Raw genomic sequence first — 12917 nt, 5'->3', positions numbered from 1 at the left:
AGGGGGTCGTCCACATCACGGACGGCCCCCTTTTCCCGGTCGCATGGCCCGTACAGCTTTCGCTAGCGTGCGGGCCATGAGTACTTCAGCCGACGCTCATCCCCTGTTCGCCGCGGCGCTGCGCGAGCTGGGCCTCGAAGTCGCGGTACGCCGCTTCCCCGACGCCACCCGTACGGCGGCGCAGGCCGCGGCCGCTGTCGGCTGCGAGCCCGCCGAGATCGTCAAATCCTTGATCTTCGAGGCATGGGGGTCCCCCCACGCGTCCAGCAGTGGGGGAGGGGTACCGGTGCTCGTTCTCATGGACGGCGCTTCCCGGGTGGACCTCGACAAGGTGCGGTCCGAGCTGGGCGCGCAGCACGTCGGCCGCGCCGACGCCGACCTCGTCCGCGAGACCACCGGCTACGCCATCGGCGGCGTACCGCCCTTCGGGCACCGCACCCGTACGACCGTCCTGGCCGACCAGGGGCTGCTGGCCCACGGCACGGTCTGGGCCGCCGCCGGCACCCCGCACACCGTCTTCCCGCTCGACCCCAAGTCGCTCATCGAGCACGCCGGCGGCCGCGTCGTGGACGTCCGCGAGCACACCCCGTGACCCCGCTCGTCGTCGTCGCGGTACTGACCGCCGCCGTCACCCACGCCGCCTGGAACGCGATCGCCCACGGCATCAAGGACCAGCTCCTCGCCTTCACCCTCGTCGGCTCCGGCGGCGCCGTCTGCGGCGCGGTACTCGTCGCCGTGTCGCCGCTCCCCGCCGCCGGCGCCTGGCCGCTGCTCATCGCCTCCGCGCTGCTGCACGTCGTCTACCAGGCGCTGCTCATGCGGTCCTTCCGGCTCGGCGACTTCGGGCAGATGTACCCGATCGCGCGCGGCACCGCGCCGCTCGTGGTCACCGTCCTCGCCGCGGTCTTCGTCAACGAGCTGCCCGACGCCTGGGCGCTGACCGGCGTCGCACTGGCCTCCGCCGGCCTCCTCGGCGTCGCCCTGTGGGGCATCCGCGGCTCCGGCGCCCGGCCGCACTGGCCCGCGATCACCGCCGCGGTCGCCACGGGCCTGGCGATCGCCTCGTACACGACGGTCGACGGCGTGGGCGTCCGCGCCTCCGGCACGCCGCTGGGCTACATCGGCTGGCTGATGCTCCTGGAGGGCCTCGCGATCCCCGCGTACGCGGTGGCCTCGCGGCGCCGCGCGCTCTTCGCCCAGCTGCGCCCGTTCGCCGCCCGCGGGCTGCTCGGCGGCGTACTGTCGGTCTTCGCGTACGGGCTGGTCCTGTGGGCCCAGACCCGCGCGCCGCTCGCGCCGATCGCGGCGCTCCGCGAGTCCTCGATCATCGTCGGCGCCGCGATCGGCGCGATCTTCCTGAAGGAACGCTTCGGGGCACCGCGGATCGCGGCGGCGGGGCTGATGGTCGTCGGCATCGGGCTGATGCTGCACACCGGTTAGGCGTGGCCCTCAGGCCGTCGTCCGCAGCCTCAGACCGTCGTCCGCAGCGCGCGCACCAGCGCCTGCGCACGCGGGTCCGCCGTGACGTTCTTCTGCATGCCGTTGGTGATGTAGCCGAAGGAGAGTCCCGACTCGGGGTCGGCGAAGGCGAGGGCGCCGCCGCGGCCCGGGTGGCCGAACGAGCCGGGGGCGAGCAGCGGGGCCGCGGGGCCGTGCAGCATGTAGCCCAGGCCGAAGCGCGAGGAGGCGATGAGCGTACGGTCCGGGCCCGCGGACTCCTCGGTACGGGCCAGCGTCAGGGTCGCGGGCGCGAAGAGGCGGGGGTGGCCGTCCACGGGGCCGATGAGCGCCGCGTACAGACGGGCCAGGGCGCGCGCCGTGGCGATGCCGTTGGAGCCGGGGAGCTGCGCGGCGCGGAACTCGGGGGCGTTCTCGTCGGCGTGCGGGGAGATCGCGGCGAAGGCCCGGCGGGTGAGGGAGGTGGGGTCCTCGTACGCCTCGGCCACGGAGCGCTTGGGCCGTACGCGCAGGCCCGCGCCCTCGGGCGCCGGCGGCGGGGCGACCTCGGCGAGGCGGCCGACCCGGCCGCGTGCGGCCTCGGCTTCGGGCAGGCCGATCCACAGGTCGAGGCCGAGCGGCCCGGCTATCTCCTCGGCGACGAACGCGCCGATCGTGCGGCCGGTGACCCGCAGGACCAGTTCCGAGAGCAGCCAGCTGTAGGTCTGGGCGTGGTAGCCGTGGTCCGTGCCGGGGGCCCAGGCCGGCTCCTGCGCGGCCACCGCGGCCGGGCCGCTGACGCCGTCGACGGCCTCGGCGGGGGTGAGCGGGGTGTCCAGTACCGGTACTCCCGCGCGGTGCGAGAGCAGGTGGCGGACCAGTGTGCGCTCCTTGCCCGCGGCCTTGTACTCGGGCCAGTACGTGCCGACCGGCGCGTCCAGGTCGAGCTGGCCGCGCTGGTGGAGGAGGAGCGGGACGACGGCGGCGACGCCCTTGGTCGCGGAGCGGACGAGCTGCGCGGTGCCCTCTTCCCAGGGGGCTTCGGTACCCGCGGCAGCCGCGTCGCCGTCGCGGTCGCCCGCCCACAGATCGACGACCTTGCGCCCGTCCCGATAGGCGGCGACCGCCGCCCCACGCTCGCCGCGCCGCGCGAAGTTCGCCGCGAAGGCATCGCGGACCGGCTCATAGCCGGCCTCGACCGTGCCGTGGACGTCCACCACTGGTTCCCGCTTCCCACTCATCCGTCGCGTTTGTGACCCATCCATGGTGCAACGCGCCGATCAGTGCTGATGACCAGGAACCCGTCGGCCGTGGGGAGGGTCACAGGAACCGCCGCGGGCATGTCACACCGGGGCGGTCACCGAGCGGGGATCGAAGCCGAAAGGCAGTTCGAGGCGATGGGCGGCCATCAGGTCCGCGTCGCAGAGCAGGTCCTGGGTGCGGCCGTCGGCGGCGATGACCCCGCCGGAGAGGACGACGGAGCGGGGGCAGAGCTCCAGCGCGTACGGCAGGTCGTGGGTGACCATCAGGACCGTGACGTCCAGGGACCGCAGTACGTCGGCGAGTTCGCGGCGGGAGGCCGGGTCGAGGTTGGAGGAGGGCTCGTCCAGGACCAGGATCTCGGGGCGCATGGCGAGGACGGTGGCCACCGCGACCCGGCGGCGCTGTCCGAAGGAGAGGTGGTGCGGCGGGCGGTCGGCGAAGCCGGCCATGCCGACCCGGTCGAGGGCCTCGATGACCCGTTCCTCCAGCTCCGCGCCCCGCAGGCCCGCGGCGGCGGGGCCGAACGCGACGTCCTCGCGCACGGTCGGCATGAAGAGCTGGTCGTCGGGGTCCTGGAAGACGATGCCGACGCGACGGCGGATCTCCGCGAGGTTGCGCTTGGCGACGGGGAGGCCGGCGACGGCGACGGTGCCGGCACCCGCTTCGAGGATGCCGTTGAGGTGGAGTACGAGGGTGGTCTTGCCGGCGCCGTTCGGGCCGAGCAGGGCCACCCGCTCGCCGCGGGCGACGGTCAGGTCGACGCCGAAGAGGGCCTGGTGGCCGTCGGGGTAGGCGTAGGCGAGGCCGGCGACCTCGAGGGAGGGGGCTGTGGTGTTCATAGGGTCCATCCGAGGAGGCAGACGGCGAGGGCGGCGAGGGGGAGCAGCGCGGCGGAGGTCCACTGGGCGCGGTCGGCCCGCACCTCGTCGGTGACCGGCATCGTGCCGGTGTAGCCGCGGCTGACCATGGCGAGGTGGACGCGTTCGCCGCGCTCGTAGGAGCGGATGAAGAGCGCGCCGGCGGACTTGGCGAGGACGCCCCAGTGGCGGATGCCGCGTGCTTCGAAGCCGCGCGAGACGCGGGCGATGCGCATCCGCCGCATCTCGTCGGTGATCACATCGCCGTAGCGGATCATGAAGGACGCGATCTGGACGAGCATCGGGGGCATCTTCAGGCGCTGCAGGCCGAGGAGGAGCGCGCGGAGTTCGGTGGTGGAGGCGAGGAGGACCGACGCCGCGACGCCGAGGGTGCCCTTGGCGAGGATGTTCCAGGCGCCCCACAGGCCGGACTCGCTGAGCGACATGCCGAGCGCGTGCACCCGCGGGCCTTCGGCGACGAACGGCATGAGCAGCGCGAAGGCGACGAACGGCACCTCGATGAGGAGGCGCTTGAGGAGGAAGCCGGCGGGTATGCGGGCCGCCGCCGCGACCGCCGCGAGGAGGACTGCGTACAGGCCGAAGGCCCAGACCGCCTCGCGGGGCGTGGAGACGACGATCAGGACGAAGCCGAAGACGGCCGCGATCTTGCAGTGCGCGGGGAGCGCGTGCACGGGCGAGCGCCCCTGCCGGTAGAGCTTGTGCGCGTGTCCAGCACCCATGTCAGACCTGCTGCGGGGTGCGGTCGTCGGTAATGGCGGTCTCCGCGGCGTCGCGGCGGCGGCGTACGACCACGAAGACGCCGGTACCGACGGCCAGGGTCGCGCCGACGCCGATCACGCCGGCCAGGCCGCCGGAGAGCCGGGCGTCGGTGATGTCCTTGACGCTGTAGTCGGCGAGCGGGGAGTCCTTGGCGGCGTGGTCCTTCGCCTGCTTGTCGATGCCCTGGTCGTGGGCGACCTTCTCCAGGCCGTCGGGGCTGGCGGAGGCGTAGTAGCTGACGCCGCCGGCGCAGACCAGGGCGGCGGCGACGCCGGCGAGCCAGACGCGCTTGGTGGAGCGGTGGGCGGGGGCCGGCGCGGGGGCCTTGGGCTCGGCCTCGGCCGTGGGCGCCGCCTCGGACGCGGCCACCGGGGCGGCGGCGGGCTCGGGGCGGGGCGCGCCCGGTGCCGCGGGCGCGGCGACGGGAACGACCTTCAGTTCGAGCGGCTTGCTGAGGCCGCGGGCGCCGTACACGAGGTCGGGCCGTACGGCGATCACCGCGCCGACCGTGAGGGCGGTGATGACGGCCTCGCCGATGCCGATGAGGACGTGCACGCCGACCATGGCGGTCAGCACCTTGCCGGTGGAGACGTCGGCGGTGCCGCCGAGCGCGTAGATCAGGGTGAAGACGAGGGCGGCGGCGGGGACGGAGACCAGCGCGGCGACGAAGCTCGCGACCGTGATCGAGCGGCGCTTGCGCGGCAGCACCTTCACCAGGCCGCGGAAGAGCAGATAGGCGACGACCGTCGTGGTCACCGCCATGTCGGTGATGTTGACGCCGAGCGCGGTGAGGCCGCCGTCGGCGAAGAGGACGCCCTGCATGAGGAGGACGACGGAGACGCAGAGGACGCCGGTGTACGGGCCGACGAGTATCGCGGCCAGCGCTCCGCCGAGGAGGTGGCCGCTGGTCCCGGCGGCGACCGGGAAGTTCAGCATCTGTACGGCGAAGATGAACGCGGCGACGAGGCCGGCGAGCGGCGCGGTGCGCTCCCCGCCCAGGCCGTCGCCGCCCAGCTCGCGGCGGGCGCCGCGCAGGCTGACCGCGACGGCGGCCGCGGCGACCGCACCGGTCGCCACCGAGACCGGGGCATTGATGAATCCGTCGGGGACATGCATGGCTGGGCTCTCCGCTCGTGGTCGTAACCCACTCATGGTGGTCGTACTGCAAATCATGTGCAAGAGCGCCCGTACCGCGGAACTGTCCGTTCGGGGAGGTCACTACCCCTGCGTCCGCCGGGGGCATCCCCAGACCGGTACCGGCAAACAGTGGCAATCCACCACTTTCCACCGGGTCTGCGGCGGCCGCGGAACGTTTCGTTCCGTACCGGAAGGGGCGCGATATGACATCGGACACCACCGCATACGGCACCGGCGCACGCCCGGAGGGAAGCGTGGAGCATGGCACCACGCTCCGTCACCCCTTGGGGTGACTTATGGGAGTCGAGTTGCCGCGGCTTGCCCAGGCCGAAACGATGGACGGGTGAGCGACGCACAGGAGGCCGTCGAGCCGCCCTCGGAGACGCAGTCCGCCCCCGCCAGAGCCCGCGGCCGCCTGCGGCCGGTCAAGCCGGACGGAGGCACCACCGGCGGGTCCTACTTGCGCTTTCCCCATATCCACGGGGACACGGTGTGCTTCGCCGCCGAGGACGACCTGTGGGTGGCACCCGTCGTCCCGGAGGACGCCGAGCCGCCCCGCGCCTGGCGGCTGACCGTGGACCGTACCCGTGTGAGCCATCCGCGCTTCTCCCCCGACGGCAGCGAGATCGCGTTCATGACGTGGCGCAGCCTGGACCCGGAGATCCATCTGGTACCGGCCGAGGGCGGCCCGGCCCGCCGGCTGACCTACTGGGGCAGCACGGACGCCCGGGTGTGCGGCTGGACCCCGGACGGCGAGATCCTGGCGGTCTCCTCGCACGGCCAGCCGTTCTCGTACTACTCCTGGGCGTACAAGGTCCCGACGGACGGGAGCCCCGGCGGGCGGCTGCCGTGGGGCCCGGTGTCGAACATCGCGGTCGCCGACATCGACGGCGAGCACCAGACGCTGCTGCTCAGCGGCACCCCGCCGCACGAGCCCGCGGCCTGGAAGCGGTACCGCGGCGGCGCGACGGGGCGGCTGTGGCTGCACGGCACACAGCTCGTGCCGGAGATCAACGGCCATCTGGACACCCCGATGTTCGTCGACGGCCGCATCGCCTTCCTCTCCGACCACGAGGGCGTCGGCAACGTGTACTCGTGCCTCCCCGACGGCACGGACCTGCGCCGCCACACCGATCACGCGGACTTCTACGCCCGGCACGCGGCGAGCGACGGCGAGCGCATCGTGTACCAGTGCGCGGGCGAGCTGTGGCTGGTGGACGATCTGAGTCCGGCGGGCAGGCCGCGCAAGCTGCCGGTCCGGCTCGGCGGGCCGCGCACGGGCCGCCGCACGCATCAGGTGCCCGCCGCCGCCAACGTCACCTCCCTCGCGGTGGACGCCACGGGCCGGGCCAGCGCGGTCGGCGTCCGCGGCAGCCTGTACTGGCTCACGCACCGCGACGGCCCGGCGCGCACGATCCACGACATCCCCGGTGTGCGGGTCCGGCTGCCCGAGATGCTGGGCGGCACGGGCCGGATCGCCTACGTCACCGACGTGGTGGGCGAGGACGCCATCGAGATCTCCGACCTGCCGAAGGCGTCCGGGCCCGGGGAGCCTCGCCGGCTCGCCGCCGGGCAGCTCGGCCGGGTGCACGAGCTGGTGTCGGCGCCGGACGGCGAGCGGCTGGCGGTGGCCGCGAACGACGGGCGCCTGCTGCTGGTGGACGCCTCCGAGGAGGGCGACGGCGAGGTCACCGAGCTGGTGCGCTCGGACAACGGCCCGGTGCGCGACCTGGCGTTCTCCCCCGATTCCAAGTGGCTGACCTGGTCGCATCCGGGCATCGGCCGGTCGCTGCGGAAGATCAAGATCGCCAAGCTGGGTGACGGCCTCGTCGTGGACGTCACCAACGGGCGCTTCGAGGACGAGCAGCCGGTCTTCACCCGCGACGGCCGCTACCTGGCGTTCCTGTCCTGGCGCGGCTTCGACCCGGTCTACGACGTGCACACCGGCGACCTGTCCTTCCCGCTGGGCTGCCGCCCCTATCTGGTCCCGCTCTCCTCGGCCACCCCCTCGCCCTTCGCGCTCTCCCCGGAGGGCCGGCCGGCGGCCGGCGGCCTGGACCCGGTGGACACGGCGGCCGAGGGCATGGTGCTGGTGGAGGTGGAGGGGCTGGCCAGCCGGGTGACGCCGTTCCCGGTCGCGGCCTCGAAGTACTCCGCGCTCTCACCGGTGGCCGGCGGCGGGCTGGTGTGGCTGCGCTGGCCGATCTCCGGCGCGCTGGGCGAGACCTTCGCCAACCCCGACAACACCTCGGGCCAGCCGACGCTGGAACACTTCGACCTGGTCAAGGCCAAGCGCACGGAGCTGACCGGCTCGATCGACTCCTACGCGCTCAGCGGCGACGGCACGCGTCTGGTGATCAACGACGAGGGCGACCTCCGGTCCGTGCCCGCGCTGGAGACCCCGGACGCCGACTCCACGGTCTTCCTGGACCTGCGGCGCATCCTGCACGACGTGGACCCCGCGGCGGAGTGGCGGCAGGCGTTCGACGAGGCGGGCCGGATCGTGCGCTCCTACTTCTGGGACCCGGGCATGTGCGGCATCGACTGGGGCGCCGTGCTGGACCAGTACCGCCCGCTGGTCGAACGGGTCGCCTCCCCGGACGAGTTCGCCGACCTGCTGCGCGAGGTGATGGGCGAGCTGGGGACCTCGCACGCGTACGTCACCGGCGCGCGGCGCAACGAAGGCCCGCCGCACTACCAGCGCGCGATCGGCCTGCTGGGCGCCAACTTCGTGTGCCGCAACGACCGCTGGATCCTCAATCGCATCCTGCCCGGCGACTCCTCCGACTCCAAGGCCCGCTCCCCGCTGGCCGGTACGGGCATCCGCGAGGGCTCGGTGCTCACGCACATCGACGGCCGCGCGGTCGACCCGGTGACGGGCCCGTTCCCGCTGCTGGCGGCGGCGGGCGGCACCACAGTGGAGCTGACCTTCGAGGCCCCCGAGGGCGACGGCCGCTCGCGCCGCGTGGCCATCGTGCCGCTGATCGACGAGCGGCCGCTGCGGTACCAGGACTGGGTGGCCAAGCGCCGCGAGGTGGTCCGCGAGCTGAGCGGCGGCAAGTGCGGCTATCTGCACATCCCCGACATGGGCGGCTCCGGCTGGGCGCAGTTCAACCGCGACCTGCGGATGGAGGTCTCGCACCCGGCGCTGATCGTCGACGTACGGGGCAACGCCGGCGGCAACATCTCCGAGCTGGTCATCGAGAAGCTGACCCGCACGATCGTCGGCTGGGACCTGACCCGGGACGCGCAGCCGGTGACGTACGTGTCCAACGCGCCGCGCGGCCCGGTCGTCGCGGTCGCGGACGAGATGACGTCCTCCGACGGCGACATGATCATCGCGGCCTTCAAACTCCAGGGCATCGGGCCCGTGGTGGGCCTGCGCACCTGGGGCGGGGTGGTCGGGATGACCGGCCGGCACCGCCTCGGCGACGGCACGTCGATCACCGTCCCGATGAACGCCGCGTGGTTCGACGCGTACGGCTGGGACGTGGAGAACCACGGCGTGGAGGCCGACATCCAGGCGCTGCGCTCGCCGCTCCAGTGGGCGGAGGGCCGCAACCCGCAGCTCGGCGTCGCCGTCCGTACGGCACTGGAGCTGCTGGAGCGGCACCCGGCGACGGACCCGCCCGGGCTCGCCAATGTCCCCGACAACAGCCGGCCGGCGCTGCCGCCGCGGGAATGAACATGTGACGCGCGTGAGGGGCGCACCCGCTTCGGGTGCGCCCCTCGTGCCGCGAAGTCCGGCCTCAGGCGTCCAGGCCCTCCTCGGAGGTCTTGCGCGGGCGGGACGCCGCCTCTTGGGTGCGCTCCGGCACGTCCTCGTCACCGGTCAATTGCCGCGCCCGCTCGTCGAGCTCCCGCTGCTTCGCCCGGAACTGGTCTATGAGGCCCATGACGTGTACTCCCGTGGGGGTGACGACAGAACGTACACCAGTGTGACATAAACCCACAGAAGCATCATTTCGGACAGGTGAATCGTTGGTTACCGCTGCGAGCGCGCGCTCTCGTCCGCCGCGCCGCCGGCGCCCACCAGGCCGACCTTCATCCCGTCCAGCCGGCTGCCGAAGCGCTTCATCTCGCGCTGCCCCACCGACCCGATGAGGGCGGGCAGGTAGCCCCGGATCGACTGCATGCCGCGCAGCCACCACTGCCCGTACACGTGCGCGGAGCGGCGCTCGATGCCGGCCACGATCCGGTCGACGGCGGGGCTCAGCGGATACGTCTTGTTCGACGGCCAGGGCAGCCGCTGGCGCAGCTCGCGCATCACGTCGTCCTGGTCGGCGCCGCGCACCATGTCGGTGTCGGTCCAGCTCAGATAGCCCACGCCGACCTTCACGCCCTTGTACCCGACCTCGGCGCGCAGGCTGTGCGCGAACGCCTCGACGCCCGACTTGGACGCGCAGTACGCGGTCATCATCGGCGCCGGGGTGATCGCGGCGAGCGAGGCGATCTGCAGGAAGTACCCGCGGGACTCCATCAGTACGGGCAGGAAGGCGCGGCCGGTGACCGCGCCGCCGATGAGATTGACCTCGATGACGCGCTTCCAGGCGACCGGGTCGGAGTCGACGAACGGGCCGCCGGTGGCGACGCCCGCGTTGGCGACCACCACGTCCACCTTGCCGAAGCGGGCCTTCACCTCCTGCGCGACCTGCGCGAGCGCCTCGTGGTCGGTGACGTCCGCGTGCCAGTGGGCGGCCTCGCCGTGCAGCGAGGCGGCGACCTTCTTCAGCTCGTCCGGCTCCAGGCCGACCAGCGCGAGCGTGGCGCCGCGCGCGGAGAGCTTGCGGGCCAGCAGCTCGCCGACGCCGCGGGCCGCCCCGGTGACGACGACGACCTGGCCCTCCAGGGTCCTGCGTCCGCTCATGCCGTCTTCTCCTTCGCTTCCCCGGCGCGCCGCGCCTTCTTCTTCTGCTGCGGGGCGAGCACGGCCGGCTCGGGGGCGGCCGCGGTCAGGTGGTCCCGGACCAGCTCGCGGATCTTGCCGGTGACCACGTCCGGCGCCTCGATGGGCGTCATGTGGCCCAGGCCCGGCAGCTCCGTCAGACCCAGGCAGTTGGGCAGTACGGAGGCCAGCCGGCGGGCCAGCACGACCGGGGTGAGCCGGTCGGCGGTGCCCTGCAGTATCGCGGTGGGCACGTCCAGCCGGGCCACCTCGCCGGTCAGCTCCAGGCTCGCGAGGACCTTGCCCCACTGGGCACGTACCCCGACCGGGCAGGAATGCACGATACGGGCGCACGCCTCGACCTGTTCGGGCGTCGCGTGGGGGCCCATCGTGGCGTACTTCAGGACGCGCTTGCCGGGCGGCGTGACGGGGCCCAGCGGGGCGCGCGAGCCGAGGACGGCGCGGTGCGCGAAGCGGCGCGCGCCGGGCGAACGCAGTGGTATCACCCGGGACTCGGCCGCGAGGTCGGCGGCGCCGGTGCTGCACAGCAGTACCGCGGCGGCGCGCTCGCGCAGGCCGGGGCGGCGGGCCGCGGCCATCGCGGTCATGCCGCCCATGGAGTGCCCGGCCAGTACGGTGCGTTCGCCGGGCTCCAGGGCCGTGCCGAGCACGGCTTCGAGGTCGTCGGCGAGCGCTTCGGTGCTGTAGCCGCCGGGGCCGGCCGCGGGGCTGCGGCCGTGGCCGCGCTGGTCGTAGACGACGACCTTGTGGTCGGTGGCCAGCTCCCGTACAACCGGGGCCCAGAAGGCGGTGGAGCAGGTCCAGCCGTGCGCGAGGACGACGGCGGGCGCGCCCTCGGGGCCGTGGATCTCGGTGTGCAGCCGGGAGCCGTCGGCGGAGGTGACGGTCAGCTCGCGGCGGGCGGCGGGCGGGGCGTAGCGCCCGCTGGTGGCGTGCGGCGGGCGGCTCATGCGACGGCCTCCACGGTCGTGCCGGCGTCCTCGGTCACCTTGCCGGGCTGCGTCCGCAGCACCTCGTACTCGGCGAGGTCGACCTGACGGGTGACCTTGCGGAATTCGGCGGTGGTGCCGGGCCAGACGGTGGTGTTGCGGCCGTTGGCGTCCAGGTACCAGCTGTCGCAGCCGCCGGTCTTCCACACGGTGCGCTCCATCCGCTGCTGGATGGCCGCCGACCAGGCGTGCACCGCGGAGGGGCGAGCGTCCAGGGCTATCCGGCCGCCGAGCACGTCGAGCTGGCGCAGGTAGTCGATCATGTAGTTGAGCTGGGCCTCGATGATGAGGATCATCGAGCTGTTCCCGAGCCCGGTGTTGGGCCCGATGATCGTGAGGAAGTTGGGGAAGCCGGCCGCGCTGCTGCCGCGCAGCGCCTCCATGCCGTCCTTCCACTCCTCGGCGAGGGTGGTGCCGTGCGCGCCGGTCACCCGCTCCGCGATGGGCATGTCGGTGACGTGGAAGCCCGTACCGAAGATGATCGCGTCGACCTCGGTCTCGGTGCCGTCCGTGGCGACCAGGGTGTTGCCGCGCACCTCCTTCAGGCCGGAGGCGACGACGTCCACATTGGGCTGGGCGAGCGCCGGGTAGTAGCTGTTGGACAGCAGGATGCGCTTGCAGCCGATGGTGTAGTCGGGGGTGAGTCTGGCGCGCAGCGCCGGGTCCTTGACCGCCCGGTGCATATGCGCCTTGGCCAGCGCCTGGACCAGCCCCAGTTCCTTGGGCCGCTTGGTGAACGCGGAGACCTGGAGCTCGCGGATGCTCCACAGGAGCTGGCGGCGGAGCGCCCGGGTGGCGGGCACCTTGGTGTGCAGCCAGTGCTCGGCGCGGGTGATCTTCCGGTCCGCGCGCGGCATGACCCACGGGGGCGTCCGCTGGAAGACGGTCAGCTTGTCCACGGTCGGCTGGATCGCGGGCACGATCTGGATCGCCGAGGCACCCGTGCCGATCATCGCGACGCGCTTGCCGCGCAGGTCGTAGTCGTGGTCCCAGCGGGCCGAGTGGAAGACCTTGCCCTGGAAGCCGTCGAGGCCGGGGACGTCGGGGATCTGCGGGTCGGAGAGCGGCCCGGTGGCCGAGACGACCATGTCGGCGGTGAGCGCCCCCTGGGCCGTCTCGATCTCCCAGTACAGCTCGTCGGTGTTCCAGCGCGCGCTGCGCACCTCCGCGTTGAAGCGGATGTGCGGGCGCAGCCCGAAGGTGTCGGTGACCTTCTCCAGGTACGCCCGGATGTGCGGCTGTCCGGAGAAGTTCCGCGGCCACTCGGGGTTGGGCGCGAAGGAGAAGGAGTACAGGTGCGAGGGGACGTCGCAGGCGCATCCCGGGTAGCTGTTGTCGCGCCAGGTGCCGCCCACCGAGTCGGCCCGTTCCAGGACGACGAAGTCGGTGATTCCCTGGCGGCGCAGCCGGACGGCGGCCCCCAGGCCGCCGAATCCCGATCCGATCACCGCCACCCGTACGTGTTCGTGCTCGCGCTCGGCCATGCCGCGCCTCCTGTCCGTCCCTGACTCCGAACCGCGCCAGTAATCACTGGCACAGTCGGAGAGT

Annotated in this window: 11 protein-coding genes; 3 read left to right on the top strand and 8 right to left on the bottom strand. The window is 73.1% G+C overall.

Annotated elements, in window-relative coordinates:
- Positions 1–76 precede the first annotated feature (76 nt).
- Both IG84_RS0103910 and IG84_RS0103905 read left to right on the top strand, forming a co-directional pair.
- Entirely contained in the window at positions 77–592 is a 516-nt protein-coding gene (locus IG84_RS0103910) for a YbaK/EbsC family protein (RefSeq protein ID WP_031051357.1), read from the top strand.
- The gene (locus tag IG84_RS0103905; protein WP_031051356.1) at positions 589–1440 is read left to right on the top strand and encodes an EamA family transporter; all 852 of its coding nucleotides are present in this window, start codon (positions 589–591) and stop codon (positions 1438–1440) included. The genes IG84_RS0103910 and IG84_RS0103905 overlap by 4 nt, the downstream gene beginning before the upstream one ends.
- Before the next feature lie 29 nt (positions 1441–1469).
- Here IG84_RS0103905 and IG84_RS0103900 read toward each other — a convergent pair whose 3' ends face one another.
- The 4 genes from IG84_RS0103900 to IG84_RS0103885 form a co-directional block, all read right to left on the bottom strand.
- Positions 1470–2678: a serine hydrolase domain-containing protein gene (locus IG84_RS0103900; RefSeq protein ID WP_031051354.1), complete on the bottom strand. Its 1209-nt coding sequence runs from the start codon at positions 2676–2678 to the stop codon at positions 1470–1472.
- Between the two features lie 102 nt (positions 2679–2780).
- Positions 2781–3539 carry an energy-coupling factor ABC transporter ATP-binding protein gene (locus IG84_RS0103895; RefSeq protein ID WP_031051352.1) on the bottom strand — a complete coding sequence of 253 codons (759 nt, stop codon included), beginning with the start codon at positions 3537–3539 and terminating at the stop codon, positions 2781–2783.
- The gene (gene cbiQ, locus IG84_RS0103890; protein ID WP_031051348.1) at positions 3536–4297 is read right to left on the bottom strand and encodes a cobalt ECF transporter T component CbiQ; all 762 of its coding nucleotides are present in this window, start codon (positions 4295–4297) and stop codon (positions 3536–3538) included. The genes IG84_RS0103895 and cbiQ overlap by 4 nt, the downstream gene beginning before the upstream one ends.
- A gap of 1 nt (position 4298) precedes the next feature.
- On the bottom strand, positions 4299–5453 hold the full coding sequence (locus IG84_RS0103885; protein WP_031051347.1) for an energy-coupling factor ABC transporter permease: 1155 nt from the start codon (positions 5451–5453) through the stop codon (positions 4299–4301).
- 436 nt (positions 5454–5889) lie between these two features.
- Between IG84_RS0103885 and IG84_RS0103880 the strand changes: the two genes are divergently transcribed.
- Positions 5890–9159, top strand: a complete 3270-nt coding sequence (locus tag IG84_RS0103880; RefSeq protein WP_051861373.1) for a S41 family peptidase — start codon at positions 5890–5892, stop codon at positions 9157–9159.
- Positions 9160–9223: 64 nt separating this feature from the next.
- On the opposite strand, the gene IG84_RS40995 is transcribed toward IG84_RS0103880, so the two are convergent.
- The 4 genes from IG84_RS40995 to IG84_RS0103860 form a co-directional block, all read right to left on the bottom strand.
- Entirely contained in the window at positions 9224–9370 is a 147-nt protein-coding gene (locus IG84_RS40995) for a hypothetical protein (RefSeq protein ID WP_157848808.1), read from the bottom strand.
- Positions 9371–9459: 89 nt separating this feature from the next.
- Entirely contained in the window at positions 9460–10341 is an 882-nt protein-coding gene (locus IG84_RS0103870) for an SDR family oxidoreductase (RefSeq protein ID WP_031051341.1), read from the bottom strand.
- On the bottom strand, positions 10338–11330 hold the full coding sequence (locus IG84_RS0103865; protein WP_037799151.1) for an alpha/beta fold hydrolase: 993 nt from the start codon (positions 11328–11330) through the stop codon (positions 10338–10340). Before IG84_RS0103865 ends, IG84_RS0103870 begins: the two co-directional genes overlap by 4 nt.
- Positions 11327–12853, bottom strand: coding sequence for a flavin-containing monooxygenase (locus IG84_RS0103860; RefSeq protein WP_031051339.1), 1527 nt, complete (start codon positions 12851–12853; stop codon positions 11327–11329). Before IG84_RS0103860 ends, IG84_RS0103865 begins: the two co-directional genes overlap by 4 nt.
- Positions 12854–12917 lie beyond the last annotated feature (64 nt).

Origin of the sequence: Streptomyces ochraceiscleroticus, from assembly GCF_000720485.1 — a bacterium.
Lineage (GTDB): Bacteria > Actinomycetota > Actinomycetes > Streptomycetales > Streptomycetaceae > Streptomyces > Streptomyces ochraceiscleroticus.
Note: the sequence above shows the minus strand (reverse complement) of the source record. Positions and strands in the feature narration are given on the sequence as shown.